Raw genomic sequence first — 20,451 nt, 5'->3', positions numbered from 1 at the left:
TGCGAACACCAAAAGCCCCGGCTCACGCCGGGGCTTTTTTGTTTGGGTCGAGACAGGACGGCTAGAATACCGCCAGATATTTCAGCAGCGACACGATACCGATGATGATGACGATCACCCGCGCGATCTGTTTGGCGCGGCCGTCCATCGGCAGCATGTTGATGAGATAGAGCACGAGAATGACGACGAGGAATGTGACGAGTACGCCGACCAACATCGCGAGGCCCCCTTCAGGCAAATTGCTAACGGTATTCTAACGCCCATCTCCCGCGCCGGTTCCATTCAGGCAACCCATTACAACTTCTAGTAATTCCGTAGTTCTACAGGCAGGCTGTCTGCCTAAAACTTTACCCTTTTCCTTTCAGATGCAGAAACCGTTTGGGCCGCGCGCCACGAACGGCATGCGATTGCCGATCTGCGGCGCCCACTGTTTTCCATGTTGCCGGGCGTCTTCACGTACTTTGAAAATAGGACTTGGGGGGACTTCGATGCTCAATCGTCTGACCGTATCCGCACTGCTGAAGGCGGTGATCGCGATCACGTCGGTCTGTGTGGTGATTGCGCTCTCGCTCACCGCCTATGCGTCCTGGGATCGCCTCAAGACCGCAAACCGCATCTCGCAGATTGCGGATGCCTCCGCCGATCTGTTCAAGGCGATGCACAATCTGCGTACCGACCGCTCGACCACCACGCGGCTCCTGAACGCGACCGAGCCGATGGATTCCGAGATCGAGAAATATCTGCGTGCGCTCCGCGATGCGCAGATGCCGGCGATGGCACGCGCGCTCGAGCTGCTGCCGAGCATGGACTTCCCGCAATCGGGGACGATGGTGCCGGAGCTGTCGCGTCTCTACAAGCTGCTGGTCGAGGAGCAGAAGCAGTTCTGGGAGGACGTCGCCAAGCCCAAGGACCAGCGCCGCGCGGGCCTGTCGAAGGAATATTTGGAGACGACGCAGAGCCTGCTCGACGTGCTCGACAAGCTGTCGAACACCCTGGCCGCGACCGTCAACCACCAAGACGCCGAGATCGACCAGTTGCTGTCGATCAAGCAGAGCGCCTGGCTACTGCGCAACACCGCGGGCGAAGCCTCGCTGATCGTCTCGACCGGGCTTGCGGCCGGCAAGATCACGCCGGAGGGCCGCTACAATTATACCCAATATGTCGGCGGCACAGCTGCGATGTGGAAGGCGCTGGAATTGTCGACCTCGGGCATGCAATTGCCGGCTGGCCTTGCCTCCGCCATGGCTGCGGCCAAGACGGCCTATTTCGAGCCTCAATATCTGGCCCTGCGCGACCGTCTCGCGGACGCACTGGTCAAGGGCGAGAAGGCCGAGATGACCGCCAACCAGTGGAGCCCGATCACGGTCGGCCGCATGGCGAGCGCTGTCGCGGTGGCCGAATCCGCGCTTGATGCCGCCAAGGGCCATACCCAGGAGCAGCGCGGTGCCGCCCAGCGCGCGCTGATCGTTCAGCTCGCGCTGCTGGCGCTCGCCATCGGGCTCGCCGTCGGCGCCATCGCGCTGGTCAGCCGCCGCGTCATCACTCCGCTCAACACCATCCGCGACGCCATGCTGAAGGTGGCGGGCGGCGACCTTGCGGTCGACAGCGGCTATCTCGACCGCCAGGACGAGATCGGCGCGCTGGCGGGCGCGCTGCAGACCTTCAAGCAGCAGGCCACCGAGAAGCTCAAGATCGAGGAGCACGAACGCGAACGCAATCTCGGCGCAGCCGCGCGCCAGCGCGCCGTCGAGGCCTATGTCGGTGAATTCGAGGGCGCGGTGCGCAAGACGCTGGGCGAACTGAGCGAAGCTTCCGGCGAGATGCGCAAGACCTCCGGCGATCTCTCGGCGGTGTCGCGCCAGACCAACGACCGCGTCCAGGTCGCGGGCAAGGCCTCGAATGACGCCTCCATGAGCGTCGATAGCGTTGCTGCCGCCGCCGAGGAGCTTTCTGCCTCGATCAACGACATCAGCCAGCAGGCCGCCCATGCCGCGGGCATCGCCAGCCGCGCCGTCACCCAGGCGCGCGAGACCGACGGCACCGTGCAGGGACTGGCACAGTCCGCGGGACGCATTGGCGAAGTCGTCGGATTGATCAACACCATCGCGGCGCAGACCAATTTGCTCGCACTCAACGCGACGATCGAAGCCGCGCGCGCCGGGGAAGCCGGCCGCGGCTTCGCGGTCGTCGCTTCCGAGGTGAAATCACTGGCCAGCCAGACCGCAAAGGCCACCGAGGAAATCTCCGGCCAGATCGCCGACATCCAGCGGGTCGCGACCGACGCCATCAACGCGATCCAGACCATCGGCGGCATCATTGGTGAAGTGAACGAGGTCGCGACCGCGATCGCCGCCGCAGTACAGGAGCAGGGTGCGGCGACCCAGGAGATCACGCGCAGCACACAATTCGCGGCGCAGGGCACCAAGAACGTCACAGACAATATCAGCGGCGTGAAGACCGATGCCGACGCTGCCGCAGCCGCCGCGGACAACGTCAAGCACGCCTCCGAGATGCTGGAGACCCAGAGCCGCCAGCTCGGCCACGAGGTCAGCGACTTCCTCGGCAAAATCCGCGCGGCGTAAGCCGCGTCAGCGCAACACTCTCGATGTCATCCCCGCAAAAGCGGGGATCCATAGCCACAGGGAGATGTTGTCGTACGAGCTGACAACGCAGAGTCTTCGCCAAACTACGTCCTGTGGTTATGGCTCCCGGATCGGCGCTTCGCTTGTCCGGGACGACGGCGGACATTGGGGCGCTAGCGTAGTCTGAAACGCCAGCAATGCAGCCTGCCACCACCACGATTGCCCCGTAATTTTACGGCCGGAACGCTGTCTAAGTCTTTACCCTTTTCAGGCCAAATGAGTTCCAGGCGCATGCCTCGGGGCACGCGCGTCGATTGCGTGCATCCCTTGGTTTCGAAGTTCGTGGGGCTGCCGTTCGGGGGCACGAACTTTGAATCGCGTACCGGAGTGTCTGATGCTCAATCGCTTGTCCGTTTCCACGTTGCTGAAGGCGGTGATCTTCTCCACCGCGCTCGTCGTCGTCATCGGCTTCTCGATCAGCGCATGGAGCTCATGGATTCGGCTTCAGCAGGCCAGCCGGATCGTCGACATTGCCGCGGCCTCGGCCGACGTATTCAAGGCCATGGCCAACATCCGGGCCGACCGCTCGACCACAAACCGCCAATTGACCAGCGACATCCAGGTCGATCCCGACATCGAGAAATACATTCGTGGCATTCGCGACGAACTGATGCCGGCCCTGGCGCGCGCAATCGACATCCTTCCCTCGATCGACATTCCGCAGCGTGACACGATCGTGGCCGATCTGGCGCGGTTGAACAAGGCGCTGCTGGCGCAGCAAGGCGAGTTCTGGACCGAAGTCGCCAAGCCCAAGGCTTCACGCAGGCTCGCGCTCGCCAAGGAATATCTCGATAGCGAGGATGGACTGATGACCATCCTTGAAAAGCTGTCGCCCGTGCTCGCAACCAGTGTCAACCACCAGGACGCCACGATCGACCAGCTTCTGATGATCAAGCAGATGGCCTGGCTGCTGCGCCAGAACGCCGGCGAATCATCGGTCATCGTCGGCAATGCCTTGACCAGCGGCAAGGTCCCGCCGGAGGCACAATTGGCCTTCACGAAATTCGTCGGTGCTACCGACGCCGCCTGGAGCGCGATCGAGCTGGCCGCCACTGGCATGCAACTGCCCCCGGCGCTGTCCGCGTCCATGGCGGACACCAAGTCGGTCTATTTCGACCCGCAATATACCGGCACGCGTGATGGCATCATCGCGGCGGTGGCCAAAGGCGAGAAGGCGTCGATGACCGCCAACCAGTGGAGCCCCTTCTCGGTCGGCCGCATGGCAAGCGCGATCAAGCTCGCCGATTCCGCGCTCGCCGCAGCCAGGGATCACGCCGCTGCCCAGCGCGCCGGAGCCCTGCAATCCCTGCTGGTCCAGCTGGCCCTGCTCGTCACCGCAATCGTTCTGACCGGCGCCGCAATGCTCGCGGTCAGCCGCCGCGTGATCACCCCGCTGCACCGGATTCGCGATGCCATGCTCAAGGTCGCCGGTGGCGATCTAGGCGTCGACAGCGGCTATCTCGACCGCAAGGACGAGATCGGCTCGCTTGCCGGCGCGCTAGAGACTTTCAAGCAACAGGCGGTCGACAAGCTCAAGATCGAGGAGCAGGAGCGCGAACGCAACGCCGGCGCCGCCGCGCGCCAGCGCGCGATCGAGACCTATGTCGGCGAGTTCGAAGGCGTGGTGCACAAATCACTGGGCGAATTGAGCGAGGCTTCCAGCGAGATGCGCAAGACCTCGGGCGATCTGTCCGAAGTGTCGCGCCAGACCAATGAGCGCGTCGAAGTTGCAGGCAGAGCTTCAAACGAAGCCTCTTCCAGCGTCGAGAGCGTCGCGGCCGCCGCCGAAGAGCTCTCCGCCTCCATCAACGACATCAGCCAGCAGGCCGCCCATGCCGCAGGCATCGCCAGCCGCGCCGTCAACCAGGCCCGCGAGACCGACGGCACCGTTCAAGGGCTGGCGCAATCCGCAGGCCGTATCGGCGAGGTCGTCGGCCTGATCAACACGATCGCGGCGCAGACCAACCTGCTCGCGCTCAACGCCACGATCGAAGCCGCACGTGCCGGCGAGGCCGGGCGCGGCTTTGCCGTGGTCGCCTCGGAGGTGAAGTCGCTGGCGAGCCAGACCGCGAAGGCAACGGAGGAAATCTCCGAGCAGATCGCCGACATCCAGAAGGTCGCCGGTGACGCCATCAACGCGATCCAGGCGATCGGCGGCATCATCGGCGAGGTCAACGAAGTCGCCACCGCGATCGCGGCCGCCGTGCAGGAGCAGGGCGCGGCGACGCAGGAGATCACCCGCAGCACGCAATATGCCGCGCAAGGCACCAAGAACGTCTCCGACAACATCACCGGCGTGAAGGCCGATGCCGACACCGCAGCCGGAGCCGCGGACAACGTCAAGCAGGCATCGGAGATACTGGAGACACAGAGCCGCCAGCTCGGTGAACAGGTCAGCGACTTCCTGGGCAAGATCCGCGCGGCGTAGGGCTGCATTAGCGCTACACCCTCGGTGTCGTCCCCACGCACGCGGGGATCCATACCCACAGGAATTGGTTATGGCGCTGGCCGCCAACTCCGAATCTTCGCCAAACTACGTCCTGTGGTTATGGGTCCCGGATCTGCGCTTCGCTTGTCCGGGACGACAGTCTCAATTCGGCTGTTAGCGCGGCTACTCAGCCAACCGCTTATATCCTACTCCTTCGCCACCACCGGCACCTGCCGGAATCTGGCACGCACCGATTCCGGCAAGGGCGAGAAGTTCATCGCGACACCGCGGCGATCGTTGGCGTTGCGGTTGGCGACCACCAAGCCGTCCGCGCTTGCGACGATGTCGCCCTTGCGCAAGGTGGGATCCTGCTCGGCCTTGAGCTGCGCGAGCCCCGCCGGATCCTTGCCGTTGCAGGTGCAGCCCGCAACGATCTCGTTGCGGTAGCGGAACGCGTTCGGCAAGTCGGAGTAGGATTTCCCGGCCTCGGTCGTAGCGTTGTCGATATTGCTGCCATAGACCAGTGATGTTTCCGAGGTCGGGCAGAAGCTCTTGCAGGATTGCGCCTTGCTCTCGGCATCACTTCCCTGCGCCGGGAAATAACGGCCATCGCAGCCGCGCACGCAATAGGCCGTGCCGCCGCCATAGGAAGCGCGCTGGCGCGGTGTGTCATAGCGCGGCAAGTCCTCGTTGGCGAAGGGCATTTGAATCTGCGGAGGCGGCCGCCGTCCGAATCCGCCGAACAGCGCCGAGAAGAAATCCTCCGCATGCGCCGATGGCGCCAGCGCGAGACCGAGGGAGGCGACGGCGAAGACCGCCGCCGCGCTGCCGGCCAGTTTGCCGATCGAACGTCTCTTCATCTGCTCAACTCTCAGTTCACGGCCGATGTCGTGACGTTCAGGGCCTGCCGACCCGAGGGCAGTGTCGTCACGGCAGGACGCTTGCGAACGGGATCGCCGCCCTTCGCCATCAGCGGCGCGTTCTTCGGAAGCACCACGACCCTGGTGCCGACAGTGACGCGGCTGAACAGGTCGCTCACATCCTCGTTGGTCAATCGGATGCAGCCGGACGAGACGAACTTGCCGATCGTGGTGGGATCGTTGGTGCCGTGGATGCGATATTCGCTCGAGCCGAGATACATCGCACGGGCCCCGAGGGGATTGCCGGGACCGCCGGCGACGAAGCGCGGCAGATAGGGCTGGCGCGCGATCATCTCAGCCGGCGGATGCCAGTCCGGCCACTCCGCCTTCCGGCTGACAGTCTGCACTCCCGCCCAGGTAAAGCCCTCGCGCCCCACGCCGACGCCGTAGCGCATGGCACGGCCATTGCCGAGCACATAGTAAAGGTAGGTGTTGGCGGTATCGATCACGATGGTGCCGGCCGGCTCGTTGCGGTCGAAGCTGACAATCTGCCGGCGCAGCCGATCGGGCAGCACAGCATCTTCGTCGGCCGCTTGCGGCTCGTCGGTCGCATAGCCCTGGTTTGCGTAACCCTGCGAATACGTCTGGTCTTGCGGATAGCCCTGCGGCTGCATCGGTGCGTAACCGAGCGTCTGGGCCTGTGCCGCGAACGGCATGGCCAGCAACGCGGTCGCGAAGGCAAAAGCGGTGACGGCGCGCGGCGAGAGGCTGCGACGGACTGCAGAGAACTTTGTCATGGGCTTGCCCCGTGGGATGTGCATCTCTGTGATGCGGCTTCTCAACAAACGCAGCAGGACCGACTCAAGTTCCACGGCCAGTCGCGGCATCGACGTCACAGTCAAGCGAGCGCAACTTCACGAAACCGCGATGGAACCGGAACGCTTCCCCGGCGTTTTATGATCACCAATGGGCGCCCGGACACCTCCGTGCGGGAGAGATATTGTGCGCGTCCTTCCCAGTGAACGCTTGATGTCCGGCAATAGCGAAGGTGCCCCGCTTCCCGACAGCCGTAGCGAGCTGCCGCCGGTCATTCGCCGCACCGAGTTCGTCGCCTACGCCCTCGCCGGCCTGCTGCTGATCGCTGTGATCGCTGTGCTCTATTTTGCCAAGGCGTTTTTCCTCCCGGTCGTAATGGCCGTCGTCGCGGGCACCATGCTCTCGCCGGCCGCGAGCTTTCTGGAACGGCGGGGCGTGCCGCGAGCACTCGGCGCCGTGCTGATCGTGATCGCGGTGACGACGGTGGTCGCCTTCGTCGTCGCGCTGATTGCAGTGCCTGCAATGGAGTGGAGCTCACGCCTGCCGGAGCTGGGCGCGCAGCTGAAGGAGAAGATGCACGTGTTCGACCGGCCGCTGGCCCTATGGAAGGAGCTGCAGACCATGGTCGGCGGCTCCGAGGGACTGCCGAGCCTTCCGCTGCCGAAAGCCGAATGGTTGCAAGCGACACTGGAATTCCTGTCGCCGACCTTCGCCGAATTCCTCCTGTTCTTCGCCACCCTGATCCTGTTCATCGCGAGTTGGCGCGATCTGCGGCGCGCCATGATCATGAATTTCGGCGATCGCGACGCGCGGCTGCGCACGCTGCGGATCCTCAACGAGATCGAGGTTCATCTCGGCAATTACCTGCTGACCGTCACCGTCATCAATGTCGGCGTCGGCATCACCACCGGCATCGTCTGTGCGGTCACCGGGATGCCCAATCCGGCCGGACTCGGCGCGCTTGCGGCTGCGCTCAACTTCATCCCGATCATCGGGCCGGTCGCGATGTTCGTCGTGCTGGCGGTGGTCGGGCTGGTCGCCTTCCCGACCATCGGCGGCGGCCTGATGGCGGCGCTCGCCTTCGGCGGCATCACCTTCCTGGAAGGACACTTCGTGACGCCCACCATCATCGGCCGCAGGCTGTCGTTGAACGCGCTCGCCGTCTTCATCGCGCTGGCGTTCTGGACCTGGCTGTGGGGCCCGATGGGCGCGTTCCTGTCGTCGCCGCTCCTGATCGTCGGGCTGATCATGAAGGAGCATCTGATGCCGGAAAATTCGCCGCAGCTTCCGCAGGGATGACGAATCTTCCCGAACGGAACTTCCCCGACAACGAAACGTTTTCCGCCCGTCTCACCGCCAACAGTTCGGAGCCTGTCATGTCAATAGCCGATGGCGAAGCCAGGATGAGAGACTGGACCGACAAAGCCACCGCAGAACGCCTCGAGAAGGATGTAGCAGCCGTGAAAAACGATATCGCCGCCCTCACCGACCAGATCACCGACGCACTCAACACCTTTGCCAACGCGACGGGTAAGCAGGCCCGACGCGGTTACAAGCAGGCCCGCGAGAACATGGATTCGACCTTCGACGACATGTCCGAGCGCGGCAGCGCCATGATGGGCGCGGCGCAGGAGGCCTATGGCTCGATCGAGGAATCCCTTGAAGACGCAATCACGCAGCGGCCGCTCGCGACCGTCGGGATCGCACTCGGCATCGGCTTCCTGATCGGTGCCGTCTGGCGCCGTTGAGCGCGCGGCGTTCGTGAGTTTACGGCGGCGCTGCGGCGCCGCCGCTATTGGCTTGTGGGGATTTGAGGAGCAAGTCCATGTTGCAACGCATCATCGACGGCATCAGCGCATCCACCGGAACGACGGTCCGGCTGACGTCACTCGCCGCTGGCGCGGCATTCGCGCTCTTCATCACGACATGCTTCCTCTGTGCTGCCGCGTTCATCTCGGTGCTGGAGACATACGGCGCGGTGCAGGCCTGCCTCGCAGGTGCCGGCATTTTCTTCCTGCTGACGCTCACCGCGGCGGGCTCCTATTGGGGCTACAAGCGCGAGATGCAGAAGCGCGCCCGGATCGCCGCTGAGCGTGCAGCGAAGTCGGCGGCGCAAAGCATGCTCGCCGACCCCATGCTGATAGCCACAGGCCTTCAGATCGTTCGCGCCATCGGCATCAAGCGGCTGTTGCCGATCCTGGCGATCGGCGGCGTCGCGCTCGGCATCATGGCGAGCCGCGCCGGTGTATCCGACGAGGCATCCGCCGAACCTGCCGAGTAGCGATGAGGCGCCAGCAGGATTTCGCGGCAGCCTGGACCGACATATCTGCTGGAAATTGACGGCGCCGCCTGTGCGCAATTTTGCGTCACCCGGGAAAAATCCGGTCTCCATCACGCAAACGCTACTCGGATAGGCAGGTAGTTGCCGCTAAAAGCAGCGCCCCTGATTCCAGAAGTCATTTTCCGCGATGAGACCGTCGGTCAAGGCGAACCCCGCCGCATTCCATCACGACGCCAGGCTCTATCTGACGCTCGGCATTGCCAACTGGTCGGTGTTCGTCGACCACATCCCGAATAACGTCGTCAATTTGCTGACGCTGCGAAACTTCGGCTTCAGCGGCGCGGCGGACCTGTTCGTGTTCGTGGTGGGTTATGGCGTCGCCATCATCCACGGCAGGATGGCGCTGGAACGCGGCTATCTCGTTGCGGCGACGCGCATCTTCCGTCGCGTCTGGCGGCTCTACGCCGCCTATGCCGTGCTGTTCGTGATCTACATCGACACCATCGCCTATGTCGCCTCACAATCGATGGCGCCGGAGATCATCCACGAATACAACATCTCCGGCATTCTCGAGCACCCGCTGCGCATTCTGGTCCGCGGCCTCGTGCTGCAGGAAGAGCCGCTGAACCTGGACCTCCTGCAACTGATGATCCCGCTGATGGCGTTCTTTCCGTTTGCGCTGTGGGGCCTGTTGCGGCGGCCGAACCTGACGCTTGCGGCGTCGGTCGCACTGTATCTTGCGGCCCGCTGGTTCGACTGGAATTTCCGTGTCTACCCCGATCAGGAGTGGACCTTCAATCCGCTGTGCTGGCAGATGCTGATGGTATTGGGCGGCTGGTTCGCGGTGACCGGCGCATCCGGCCGCGCGTTGCACAACATGGCCTGGCTGCGGCTGCTGGCAGGCGCCTATATCGTGTTCGCGATGGCCGTCACCCTGATGCGCCATTCGCCGGCGCTATCGGCCTATTTACCGGACTTCCTCCTCAACAGCATCGCGCCGACCGACAAGGAGAACCTCGCACCCTATCGCGTGGTCCATTTCCTCGCGCTCGCCTTCATCGCGACCCATCTCATCCCGGCCGATCACCCCGGCCTGAAGTGGCGGCCGCTCCAGGCGGTGATCACATGCGGCGAGGAATGGCTCGCGGTCTTCTGCGTCGCCGTGTTCCTGTCGCTCGCCGGGCATCTGATCCTGATCACCGGGGCGAACCTCGTGGTGATGCAGATCGCGGTGAGCCTCGTCGGCTTCGCGGCCATGACCGCGGTCGCCTATTATATTTCCTGGTCGAAGCGGCAGGACCTTCCGGCGGCCTTCCGGCAGCAGGCCTAGCGCCCCTTCCGTTCCGATGGAGTCGGAGCGGGACTCTGAATTCTCGTTCGCTCGAAAACGGTCGGGTCAAATAATCGTGCGATTCTGCTAGGCCGAAAGCTGTGGCTGCGCTATGCCGAATGGCTTTGTATGAGAGGACCGGGCCTGGCGATGGTGAAAGGCGGGGGTGATGAGGCCGTCAGCGCGCCCCGGCGCGGCCGGCCGCGGTCGATCGAGACCACCAACGCCATTCTCGAAAGCGCCTACGCGCTGATGGCCGCCACGGGCCTTGCCGCCACCACCATCGACGCCATCGCACGCCACTCCAGCGTCTCCAAGATGACGATCTACAAATGGTGGCCATCGCGCGAAGCGCTGCTGATCGACGCCTTCCTCCACCACGCCGCGCAGATGCTGCCGCTACCGCCTGCGAGTTCCGGCACGCCCGCGGCGCGCGCACGCCGCCATGCCGCGGCCTATGCCGAGGCGCTTCAGGACGAATTCGGCAAGGTCCAGCTCGCCGTCATCTCCGAATGCATTTCGAAGACCGGCTCGGCGGAGCTGTTCTACGCGCGCTATCTGCAATTCCGCCGTGACGCGCTGGTCGAGATGATCGCCGCCGGCCAGAAGGACGGCAGCATTCTGGCGGAGGGACAGCCAGAGGATCTCTACGACGCGATCTATGGCAGCCTGTTCTACCGCTACGTCTTCGGCATCGCGCCGATCACGCCGGCCTATGCGCGCACCCTGGTCGATCTGGTGTTGCGGCCGAAGGGCTAGAGCCTTTCCCGCTCCGATGGAATCGGAGCGGGGCTCTAGCTTCTTCTTTTGACGCGTTTTCTTTACGCGAACCGGTATCCACTTCGCTCGAAAACGCTTTAGAAGCGCGCCCTCTATCGTACCGGCTTCACCGGCTGAGAGAGCTTTTCCGTGCGGTCGCGCTCGGTCATGTCGACCACCGTCTCCATCGGCGCTGTCAATTCGTAGACGTAGGAGACGTCGGTGAAGAAGCGCTTTGCGGTGCCGCCCAACGCTTCAGGCGCGACACGGTCGAGCAGGATCAGACCGAAATCGGAATCCGGGCGCCGGGTCGCCTCGCTGGTGTTGAACTCCTCCCAGCGGAAATGAAAGACCTCGTCGGTCCCCTCGCCCGTCACCGTCCAATTGGCCGTGATGTGCGGATGTTTGCCGACCAGCGACAGGCCTTCGTCGGAGTGCGAGGCGAGCTCGAAGAACAGCAGCGACAGGCTCTGCGCCGCACGCGCGCTGACGGCGATATCGGGGCCGGTGACGGCGATGCGGTCGGCATGCGGAATGGCGCGCGCCTCGAACAGGCCCTTCAGCTTGACACCCTGCCACTGGCTCTCGCTGAGCAGCGAGACCACGTTGGACATGGCATGGATGCGGCCGATCAGCAGCTCGCGCGCGACGTCGATGTCCGAACCGTGACGCAGCGTGCGCGTCACGATCGACTGGATCACCGCCAGGATGTTCTTGACCCGGTGGTTGAGCTCGTCGATCACCGCGGTCAGGCGGCGCTCGAAGCCGATCCGCACCTGGATTTCGCGGCTGAGCCGCAGATTGTTGTAGGCGACATAGCCGAACAGGCCGCACACCATCACGGTGATGGCAAAACCGATCGCCGCCACGATGATCGCGGTCTGCTCGGCGCGACGCGCCGAATTGGACTTCGCGTAATAGCCGAGCTGCCAGTCGCGCCCGCCGAAGCTGACCGTGCGCGTCGCCGATGGAGCCGGCCCATCCTCCGCCGTGGTGCGCGCAGAGACCGCGCCCTGGTCGTTGGCAACGAGCTCGCCGCCGTCCTTGCGCGGGTCCTTGAGGGCGACCGCAAACAACGACATGTCGTCGTTGGTCAGCATCAGCGAGGCAAGCTCATAGGAAAACGTGATGAAACCGACAGGCTCGGTCGCGCCCTCGGGAATGACGGGAGCCGCGACGATGACGCCGACCGGACCGTTGCCGCGCAGGAGCGGCACCGGGTCGGAGGCCACAGACCTCTTCTCGATCCTGGCGCGGGCCAGCATCGCGCTGCGCACCGGGTCCAGATCATAACTGCGGCCGGGCAGCGCCTTGGTCTCGTCGCTGCGCGGCTCGAGGTCCATCAGCACGTCGATCGGCCGGGTAAGGCTGGAGGGATCGATCGGCTTGTCGCCGTAGTCGCGGATTTGCGGATTGGGGAAGCCGGCGGCCGCGATCGCAGCCTGCGCCGCGGTCAGTTCGTTCGGCTGCAGCCTGGCTATCCAGCCAGCCACCACGAAGTCGGTCTTGAAGGCATAGATGGCCGAACGCAGCGGCTCCAGCATGTTCGGCTTGAGCACGGACGGCGCGCGGAACAGGCCTGAGGCGACGCGCGCGAGCAGCTCGCGCTCCGTCAGCCGGTCCTGGACCAGGCTCGCATGCACGTCGATCGCACGCGCCAGCGCGATCCGGTCCAGCGCCAGCTCCTGGTCGTGGACGCGATAGGCCGCGAGCCCGGAGAGCAGAACCCCGAGCAGAGCGATGAAGCCGATGATGAATCCCAGCCGGACCAATTGACTACTCAGGCAAAAGCGGCAGGTCGGCAATAAACACGGAGCATGTGAAAGCCGCTCGAACGGGACTGTGCCGAAACAGAGTGGACCCCAGTACCGGAGATAATGAATGAGGAGGCATCAGTACGCAACTTCGGTTGCCTGAAAAGCTTAATCCGCCCGGCCGATGGGCTGGCCATGACGGCTTCGCTTCGGACAACGGAGGTAGTTAATCCCCGTGTCCGAAATTTGTTCCGCAAATACGGCCTCCCACGGGCGTCAACGGCGGAAACCACGTGCGCCATGTCGTCGCGCCATCAGCCCGCCCGCTTCAAGCCACCTTTGGCCTCGATGAAACCGACGATCTGGTCGAGCCCCTCGCTCTTCTTCAGATTGGTCATGACGAAGGGGCGCGCGCCGCGCATCCGCTTGGCGTCCGTGTCCATCTTCTCCAGGGAGGCGCCGACATGGGGCGCGAGGTCGATCTTGTTGATGACCAGAAGATCCGACCGGGTGATGCCGGGGCCGCCTTTGGACGGGATCTTGTCGCCGGCGGCGACGTCGATGACGTAGATGGTGAGGTCGGCCAATTCCGGGGAAAAAGTGGCAGCGAGATTGTCGCCGCCGGATTCGATCAGCACGAGATCAAGGCCGGGGAATTTCGCACGCATGTCCGCGACCGCGGCCAGATTCATCGAGGCGTCCTCGCGGATCGCCGTGTGCGGGCAGCCCCCGGTCTCGACGCCGGCGATGCGGTCGGGCGTCAGCGAGCCCGAGCGCACCAGGAATTCCGCGTCCCATTTGGTGTAAATGTCGTTGGTGATCGCGGCGATGTCATAGCGCTCGCGCATGGTCTTGCAGAGCAGGTCCATCAGCGCGGTCTTGCCCGATCCGACCGGGCCACCGACGCCGACACGCAAGGGGCCGTGAGATTTCGACATATCACTCGTTCTCTCTTGATGGGGTGAAGGCCGCACTGCTCACGACCGAAACAGCCGCGTATATTGCGTCTCGTGCCGGAGACTGGCGAGATCGGCGCGAAACGTCGCGCCGCCGAGATCGTCCAATGTCGCATTCAGCGCACGATTGGCGGTCGCGGCGACCACGGCTTCCAGCCTCACCAGCACGCGCTGGCTGTCGGTCTGGCCGAGCGGAACGAGGCGGCTGGCTGCGGAGATCCAGTTCGAAACCAGCGCATGAAGAAAGGCGTGCAGGGTCGGTGCCAGCGGCACGCCGTGCATCGCGGCAACCAGGCCCACGGCGACGGGATAGACCAGTGGCGCGCCGCACGCCGCAACCATGGCATCGAGGCCCTCCGCGTCCCATGCGGCACGAGAGATCTCGACGAAGGCGCGGCCCTGCGAGGTCGTCTCGAGTTGCCGCTCGCGCGACGGCACGAAGGCGGCGGCGAGTTCGGCGATATCGTTTAGAGTGCTCTCCTCGCCGGCCTCAGCGGCCCGGTAAGCATGGACCAGGAACGTCGCATCGCAAAAGCCGGAGCCGTCGCCGAGCATCGCGTCGAGCCAGTCCGCGAGCGTCGCAATGTCGATGATATCGCCCGCCTCGACCGCCCATTCGATGCCGCTGGAATAGGAGAACCCGCCGACCGGAAACGCCGGCGACAGCCATGTCATCAGCCGGTACAGCGCCGCCGCCTCGCGCTCGGCGAGGTCACCGGCACGAACCGGCTCATTTGTGGTCATGAGCATGCTTGTGGCCGTGATGATGGTCGGGATGGTCGCAATGCTCGTCGTGATGGTGGTGGTGATCGTGGCCATGGTCATGCGCGGCATGGTCATGGCCGTGATGATCATGGTGACCGTGCCCGTGATCATCATGACCGTGATCGTGATGGGCGTGTTCGTCGTGGCCATGCGCGTGGCTGGCGTCGGCATAGGCGCCGCCTTCCGGATCGAACGGAGCCTCGATCTCGATCACGCGCGCGCCGAGGCCTTTCACCATGGCCTCGATGACGTGGTCGCGGCGGATGCGCAGGCTCTTGGCCATGATCTGCGTCGGCAAATGGCGGTTGCCGAGATGCCAGCTAACGCGGATGAGATGATGCGGATCGTGGCCGCGAATCTCGAGCAGCGGCTCGGGCGCCGCGACCACTTCGACCAGCCGGCCGTCTTCCAGCACCAGCGCGTCGCCGCCGCGCAGCGCGACGGCATTCTCCAGGTCGAGCAGGAACTCGAGGCCCCGCGTCCCCGTCATCGCCATGCGGCGGCGGTGCCGATCGTCGAAATCGAGCACGACCGTATCCGCTGCGGCTTCGGTGAAGCGGTGCTGTCCTTTGACCTGCGTCGCCCGGATCATGCGCTATATCCTCAGAGCTTCTCGACCTTGCCGTCGCTGATGATCTCGATCACCGTCGGTCCCGTCTTCATCTGCGCGGAATATTCGCGCCACACCTTCATGTGCGGCGCCTTGGCATGCGCGGTGAGATCGTCGCGGGTCTCCCAGCGCTCGACCACCACATATTGATTGGGGTTGTTGACGCTGACATTGCCGTCATAGGAGATGCAGCCCTTCTCCTTGAGGGTCTCGACGGTGCAGGCCTTGTGTCCCTTGATGAAGTCGTCCTTGTTTTCCGGCTTCATGGGCGTGGTGGCGATGACGTAGATCATGGGATTGTTCCCTGTTGTTCTTGTTAGCGGACGTCGACCTTCTCGGGCGTGATCACTTCGATCTTCGGCGGGGCCGTAAAGCACTTCACCGCGACGCGGCCGAAGGTCTTCATGTGCTCCATGCCACGATGCGGCACCAGGGCCTCGGCATTCTCCCACTGCTCGACGAACACCATCTTGGCGGGATCGGTGACGCTCTCATGCAGGTCATAGGCGATATTGCCGGGTTCTTTCCGCGTCTCCTTGATGCAGGCGGTGGCGGCTGCAATGAATTCGGCGCGCGTCTCGGGCTTGATGGTCAGGGTGGCAACGACGTAGATCACGAGAAATCCTCCCGGCTTTTCTTCTGGGTTCACGATACCGGGCGGGACCTTAGACCAGGCGGGACCGAACGCAAAACCGGAAAGACCACCCGGATATGCGCTCGGGACATGCGTTGAGGCGCTATTTCAGTACATGAAATATCGCTGCGCCATCGGCAGCACCTCGGCGGGTGCGCAGGTGAGCAATTCGCCGTCGGCGCGGACCTCATAGGTCTCCGGATCGACCTCGATATTGGGCGTGGCGTCGTTGTGGATCATGCTCTTCTTGGAGATCTTGCCGCGGGTGTTCTGGACCGCATAGAGCTTCTTCTCGATGCCGAGCTTGCGCGCCAGGCCACCGGTGATCGCGGCTTTCGACGTGAACACCACCGACGACGCCGTGCGCGCCTTGCCGAAGGCGCCGAACATCGGCTGGTAGTGCACCGGCTGCGGCGTCGGGATCGAGGCGTTGGGATCGCCCATCGGAGCTGCGACGATCATACCGCCCTTGACGATGCAATCCGGCTTGACGCCGAAGAAGGCCGGCGACCACAGCACGAGATCGGCGAGCTTGCCCTTCTCCACCGAGCCGATCAGCTTCGACACGCCGTGCGCGATCGCCGGATTGATGGTGTATTTGGCGATGTAGCGCTTGACGCGGAAATTGTCGTTGTCCCTGCCCTTGTCCTGCGGCAGCGATCCGCGCTGCTTCTTCATCTTGTCCGCGGTCTGCCATGTCCGGATGATGACCTCACCAAGGCGGCCCATGGCCTGGGAATCCGACGACATCATCGAGAGCGCGCCGAGATCGTGCAGGATGTCCTCGGCCGCGATGGTCTCCTTGCGGATACGGCTCTCGGCGAACGCCAGATCTTCCGCGATCGAGGGATCGAGGTGGTGGCACACCATCAGCATGTCCAGATGCTCGTCGATGGTATTGCGCGTGAAGGGGCGCGTCGGATTGGTCGAGGACGGCAGCACGTTCTTGAGCCCTGCGACCTTGATGATATCAGGGGCATGACCACCGCCGGCGCCCTCGGTGTGGAAGGCGTGGATGGTGCGGCCCTTGAAGGCCTTGATCGTATCCTCGACGAAGCCGGATTCGTTCAGCGTGTCGGTGTGGATCATCACCTGGATGTCGTAATCGTCGGCCACCGACAGGCAGTTATCGATCGCAGCCGGCGTCGTGCCCCAATCCTCGTGCAGCTTCAGCGCGCAGGCGCCGCCCTTGATCATCTCGACCAGGGCTGCTGGCCGCGAGGCATTGCCCTTTCCGGAGATGCCGAGATTGACCGGGAAGGCGTCGAACGACTGGATCATCCGCCCCATGTGCCACGGCCCCGGCGTGCAGGTGGTCGCGAAAGTGCCGTGCGACGGGCCGGTGCCGCCGCCCAGCATCGAGGTGACGCCGGACATCAGCGCGTGCTCGATCTGCTGCGGGCAGATGAAATGGATGTGGCTGTCGAAGCCGCCGGCGGTGAGGATCTTGCCTTCGCCCGCGATCACGTCGGTGCCGGGGCCGATGATGATGGTGACGCCCGGCTGGATGTCGGGATTGCCGGCCTTGCCGATCGCCGAAATCATGCCGTCCTTGATGGCGACATCGGCCTTCACGATGCCCCGGTGATCGACGATCAGCGCATTGGTGATGACCGTGTCGGCCGCGCCCTGCTTGTTGGTGACCTGCGACTGCCCCATGCCGTCGCGGATCACCTTGCCGCCGCCGAACTTCACCTCCTCGCCATAGGTGGTGAAATCCTTCTCCACCTCGATGATGAGATCGGTGTCGGCCAGCCGCACCTTGTCGCCGGTGGTCGGGCCGAACATGTCGGCATAGACGGAACGCTTCATCTTGACGGACATGGTGTGCTCCAACTCCGGGATTGAATTCGACGTGAACGGTTCATGTGGCGGGACGCTTGCAGAGCTCTTGGAACTTGCGAATGTTCTCCAGGCCCAACTTGAAATCGCTGCTGACCGAGCTATCGCCGAGCTTGAAGCGGAAACCACCGGTGCGTTCGAACTGCTCGAACGCAGGCCCTGTCACAGACAGCTGGAAACGATAGCGCCATCCGTTCATGCCGGTGAAAAACTCGGGTCCGAAGGCGCTGGCATCCTCGGGCGTCACCACGAGATTTGGCTCCTCATCGTGAAGCATCGTCGCCGCGATGGCGCTCCGTGCGTCTTCGCTCATGTCGCCTTCGGCTGTGGCCCTTCCGGAGCCCTTCTTGCAGTGGAATAGCAACGGACCCAAATTGTCGGTGGCCTCACTGTCCGCAGTGACGAGAAGCGCGCTATGGTCCTGATCGGAGACGCGCCACTGGACGTCGCCTTCGGCCGCACGCGCGCTGGAGCCGAGCGCAACCGATGCAACAACGGCAACCGCGCCAATGCAAATCGACATGCGCAGCCAGTCCGTCATAGCGTGCTCCTTGCAAGCTCGACGGTGTCGTCAAAGATCCGGTCGAGCGCGCCGTTGCCGCCTCGACATCCGGCAACGACTTTCTCAGCCCAGCCGGTGTAGTCGGCGAGATCCTCGAGCTCTTCGGCGGACGGATCGGAATGGATGCGCGCCCCGATGTTGCTGATCTTGTCGGCGATCTTGATCAGCTTGGCGCCTGGCGATTTGTGCGGAGCGTCCGCAATCTGTTTCTGCCGCCGCTCGGCCTTCGGCAGGCTCATGTCGTCAGTGCATTCGACGACGAGCGAGGCGACCCGGTCGGAGAATCTTTGCGCGATTTCGTCCCGCGTGGTGTCGGTGTCCTCGATGACATCGTGCAGCCAGCCGGCTGCGACGAGCTCGGCATCGGCACCGTCGGTCGCGGTCGCGAGCAGGTTCGCAACCTCCGCGAGGTGATTGATGTAAGGTTCGTTCCCCCGCCCCTTGCGCGCCATACCATTGTGCCGGCGCGCGGCCAGCTCAGCGGCTTTAGAGATGAGACGGATGGCGGGCAGCATCGAGGTCACACCGCTCCTTGATGGCAACATCCGCGGTCGACGCAGGCTCGCGAAGTTACTTGGGTCCGAGTTCGCGGCAGACCCCCCTCCCCTGCCCTCCCCCGCAAGGGGGGAGGGAGCGAGACAGTTGCGCTCACCTCACTGTAGCTCACGGCACTCATCTCAATCGCGTCGCGTTGCGCTCGCGCTCATCACGCTCACAGTTTCCCCATCACCTCGCCGCGAAAACCATAGATCGTCTTCTTCCCCGCCACGGCGACGAGCTGGACGTCGCGGGTCTGGCCGGGCTCGAAGCGGACGGCGGTGCTGGCGGCGATGTCGAGGCGCATGCCGCGGGATTTCTTGCGGTCGAATTTCAGCGCCGGGTTGGTCTCGAAGAAATGGTAGTGCGAGCCGACCTGGATCGGGCGGTCGCCGGTATTGGCCACCGTCAGCGTCACCGTCTTGCGGCCGGCATTGAGCTCGATCTCGCCGTCCTGGATGAAGAGTTCGCCGGGGATCATGCTTCCCTCCTACCTGATCGGTTCGTGCACGGTGACGAGCTTGGTGCCGTCCGGAAAGGCCGCCTCGACCTGGATGTCGTGGATCATCTCGGGAATGCCCGGCATCACCTGGTCGCGGGTCAGCACCTGCGCGCCGGATTGCATCAGCTCGGCGACGGTGCGGCCGTCGCGTGCGCCTTCGAGAATGAAATCGGAAATGATCGCGATCGCCTCGGGATGGTTGAGCTTGACGCCACGATCCAGCCGCCGGCGCGCCACGATCGCCGCCATCGAGATCAGAAGCTTGTCCTTTTCGCGGGGAGACAGGTTCATGCGAAATCTCTTCCGTTCAACACTTCAATTCAACCAGAGCCGCGGCAGCGCCGCACCGGTGCGCGCCAGCACGGCCATCATGTCGGCACGCAGGCGCGCCGCATCTTGGGCACAGAACCGCGCCATTGCAAATCCATTCCAGGCGGATATCCCGACCTCGCCGGAGAAGGAGTCCGACGCCTCGCGGATACGCTCAACCAGCGCCTCGTCGCCGGGAACGATCAGCGCCGTACCGATCGCGGCGCCGCCATTGGCCACCGCTGATCGCCCAAGTTTCGCGCCGATATTGCCATCGAGCCTGACAGTCTCGGCGAACACCAGCTTGCCGCCGCGGGCGAGCCGCCAGCGGTCGACGAACTCGCCCTGCTCCATCCGCTCGCCCATCGCGGTACGGCCGAACACGACGATCTCGCAAAGCAGGAGCGAAGCGGTCTCGTCGAGCGCGATATCGAAGCGGCGATGAACCCGGGCGCGATCGAACAGGATCGTCTCCTGCGGCAGCCAGCCGAGATGCGCGCCGGCGCCGACCTTGAGCGCGATACTGAGCTCTGCCGCCTGTCCCGGCGCGCGGTAGATCTTTTCTGCCGCCGCCGTGGTCAGCGTCAGCCGCGCGGCGTCAGCGGCCGTGATTTCGATGTCGAAGCGATCGCCGCCAGCGACACCGCCGGCCGTGTTGACGAACACGCCGGAGAGTCCCTCGCCCTCCGGCGAAGGAAAGCGCACGCGCAGGGAGCCGGACTCATGCAGGACGCCGCGCCGCGTCACGCCATCGCGCGCGTGGACGTCGAAGCGAACAGCGCCACGGGCACGGTTGGCCTCGAAAACTCCTGATGTGACTGATAGGTCGCTCCGCATCCGCCTCCCCAGCCGGCCGCGTCGGAA

22 protein-coding genes are annotated in these 20,451 nt (G+C 64.1%); 7 read left to right on the top strand and 15 right to left on the bottom strand.

The annotated features are described in order from the left end of the window. Nucleotides 1–61: 61 nt before the first annotated feature. The gene (locus F8237_RS36395) at nt 62–217 is read right to left on the bottom strand and encodes a Thivi_2564 family membrane protein (protein ID WP_008546817.1); all 156 of its coding nucleotides are present in this window, start codon (nt 215–217) and stop codon (nt 62–64) included. A 271-nt stretch (nt 218–488) separates the two neighbouring features. On the opposite strand from F8237_RS36395, the gene F8237_RS20095 reads away from it, so the two are divergent. Both F8237_RS20095 and F8237_RS20090 read left to right on the top strand, forming a co-directional pair. Beyond that, nucleotides 489–2,582, top strand: a complete 2,094-nt coding sequence (locus F8237_RS20095) for a methyl-accepting chemotaxis protein (RefSeq protein WP_162006137.1) — start codon at nt 489–491, stop codon at nt 2,580–2,582. 394 nt (nt 2,583–2,976) lie between these two features. Then, nucleotides 2,977–5,070, top strand: a complete 2,094-nt coding sequence (locus F8237_RS20090) for a methyl-accepting chemotaxis protein (RefSeq protein ID WP_151647252.1) — start codon at nt 2,977–2,979, stop codon at nt 5,068–5,070. A gap of 206 nt (nt 5,071–5,276) precedes the next feature. On the opposite strand, the gene F8237_RS20085 is transcribed toward F8237_RS20090, so the two are convergent. Next, complete coding sequence (locus F8237_RS20085) at nt 5,277–5,930, bottom strand: DUF2865 domain-containing protein (RefSeq protein WP_151647250.1); 654 nt, start codon at nt 5,928–5,930, stop codon at nt 5,277–5,279. Between the two features lie 11 nt (nt 5,931–5,941). Next, nucleotides 5,942–6,727 carry a L,D-transpeptidase gene (locus F8237_RS20080; RefSeq protein ID WP_162006136.1) on the bottom strand — a complete coding sequence of 262 codons (786 nt, stop codon included), beginning with the start codon at nt 6,725–6,727 and terminating at the stop codon, nt 5,942–5,944. A gap of 205 nt (nt 6,728–6,932) precedes the next feature. Here F8237_RS20080 and F8237_RS20075 point away from each other — a divergent pair, with 205 nt between their 5' ends. The 5 genes from F8237_RS20075 (at nt 6,933) to F8237_RS20055 (ending at nt 11,116) form a co-directional block, all read left to right on the top strand. After that, nucleotides 6,933–8,045, top strand: a complete 1,113-nt coding sequence (locus tag F8237_RS20075; protein ID WP_162006135.1) for an AI-2E family transporter — start codon at nt 6,933–6,935, stop codon at nt 8,043–8,045. A gap of 77 nt (nt 8,046–8,122) precedes the next feature. Continuing rightward, a complete protein-coding gene (locus F8237_RS20070) occupies nt 8,123–8,494 on the top strand; it encodes an ElaB/YgaM/YqjD family protein (protein WP_162006387.1) in 372 nt (123 codons plus the stop codon). 77 nt (nt 8,495–8,571) lie between these two features. Next, the gene (locus tag F8237_RS20065) at nt 8,572–9,027 is read left to right on the top strand and encodes a hypothetical protein (protein WP_151647242.1); all 456 of its coding nucleotides are present in this window, start codon (nt 8,572–8,574) and stop codon (nt 9,025–9,027) included. A gap of 187 nt (nt 9,028–9,214) precedes the next feature. Then, complete coding sequence (locus tag F8237_RS20060) at nt 9,215–10,357, top strand: OpgC domain-containing protein (RefSeq protein WP_151647240.1); 1,143 nt, start codon at nt 9,215–9,217, stop codon at nt 10,355–10,357. A 129-nt stretch (nt 10,358–10,486) separates the two neighbouring features. After that, on the top strand, nt 10,487–11,116 hold the full coding sequence (locus F8237_RS20055) for a TetR/AcrR family transcriptional regulator (protein ID WP_151647238.1): 630 nt from the start codon (nt 10,487–10,489) through the stop codon (nt 11,114–11,116). 113 nt (nt 11,117–11,229) lie between these two features. Here the strand turns inward: F8237_RS20055 and F8237_RS20050 are convergent, their stop codons facing one another. From F8237_RS20050 to F8237_RS19995, 12 genes are all read right to left on the bottom strand, one after another. Then, nucleotides 11,230–12,888, bottom strand: a complete 1,659-nt coding sequence (locus tag F8237_RS20050) for a CHASE domain-containing protein (protein ID WP_151647236.1) — start codon at nt 12,886–12,888, stop codon at nt 11,230–11,232. 296 nt (nt 12,889–13,184) lie between these two features. Then, a complete protein-coding gene (gene ureG, locus F8237_RS20045) occupies nt 13,185–13,808 on the bottom strand; it encodes an urease accessory protein UreG (RefSeq protein ID WP_151647233.1) in 624 nt (207 codons plus the stop codon). 39 nt (nt 13,809–13,847) lie between these two features. Further along, nucleotides 13,848–14,576 carry an urease accessory protein UreF gene (locus F8237_RS20040; protein ID WP_151650610.1) on the bottom strand — a complete coding sequence of 243 codons (729 nt, stop codon included), beginning with the start codon at nt 14,574–14,576 and terminating at the stop codon, nt 13,848–13,850. Further along, on the bottom strand, nt 14,557–15,183 hold the full coding sequence (locus F8237_RS20035; RefSeq protein ID WP_151647231.1) for an urease accessory protein UreE: 627 nt from the start codon (nt 15,181–15,183) through the stop codon (nt 14,557–14,559). The genes F8237_RS20040 and F8237_RS20035 overlap by 20 nt, the downstream gene beginning before the upstream one ends. Before the next feature lie 11 nt (nt 15,184–15,194). Next, nucleotides 15,195–15,494, bottom strand: coding sequence for a putative quinol monooxygenase (locus F8237_RS20030; RefSeq protein ID WP_014439645.1), 300 nt, complete (start codon nt 15,492–15,494; stop codon nt 15,195–15,197). 23 nt (nt 15,495–15,517) lie between these two features. Next, nucleotides 15,518–15,817, bottom strand: a complete 300-nt coding sequence (locus tag F8237_RS20025; RefSeq protein ID WP_014439644.1) for a putative quinol monooxygenase — start codon at nt 15,815–15,817, stop codon at nt 15,518–15,520. Between the two features lie 126 nt (nt 15,818–15,943). Next, complete coding sequence (ureC, locus tag F8237_RS20020) at nt 15,944–17,659, bottom strand: urease subunit alpha (protein WP_151647229.1); 1,716 nt, start codon at nt 17,657–17,659, stop codon at nt 15,944–15,946. A gap of 40 nt (nt 17,660–17,699) precedes the next feature. Continuing rightward, a complete protein-coding gene (locus F8237_RS20015) occupies nt 17,700–18,218 on the bottom strand; it encodes a hypothetical protein (RefSeq protein WP_151647227.1) in 519 nt (172 codons plus the stop codon). Continuing rightward, nucleotides 18,215–18,754, bottom strand: a complete 540-nt coding sequence (locus F8237_RS20010; RefSeq protein ID WP_151647225.1) for an HD domain-containing protein — start codon at nt 18,752–18,754, stop codon at nt 18,215–18,217. The genes F8237_RS20015 and F8237_RS20010 overlap by 4 nt, the downstream gene beginning before the upstream one ends. A gap of 197 nt (nt 18,755–18,951) precedes the next feature. Continuing rightward, a complete protein-coding gene (locus tag F8237_RS20005) occupies nt 18,952–19,257 on the bottom strand; it encodes an urease subunit beta (RefSeq protein ID WP_151647223.1) in 306 nt (101 codons plus the stop codon). 9 nt (nt 19,258–19,266) lie between these two features. Then, nucleotides 19,267–19,569, bottom strand: a complete 303-nt coding sequence (locus F8237_RS20000; protein ID WP_151647221.1) for an urease subunit gamma — start codon at nt 19,567–19,569, stop codon at nt 19,267–19,269. A gap of 24 nt (nt 19,570–19,593) precedes the next feature. Next, on the bottom strand, nt 19,594–20,424 hold the full coding sequence (locus tag F8237_RS19995) for an urease accessory protein UreD (protein ID WP_151647219.1): 831 nt from the start codon (nt 20,422–20,424) through the stop codon (nt 19,594–19,596). Between the last annotated feature and the right edge of the window lie 27 nt (nt 20,425–20,451).

Origin of the sequence: Bradyrhizobium betae (genome assembly GCF_008932115.1) — a bacterium.
In the GTDB taxonomy this organism is placed as follows: Bacteria; Pseudomonadota; Alphaproteobacteria; order Rhizobiales; family Xanthobacteraceae; genus Bradyrhizobium; species Bradyrhizobium betae.
The sequence above is the reverse complement of the archived record's forward strand: the minus strand, read 5'-3'. Positions and strand labels throughout refer to the sequence as shown.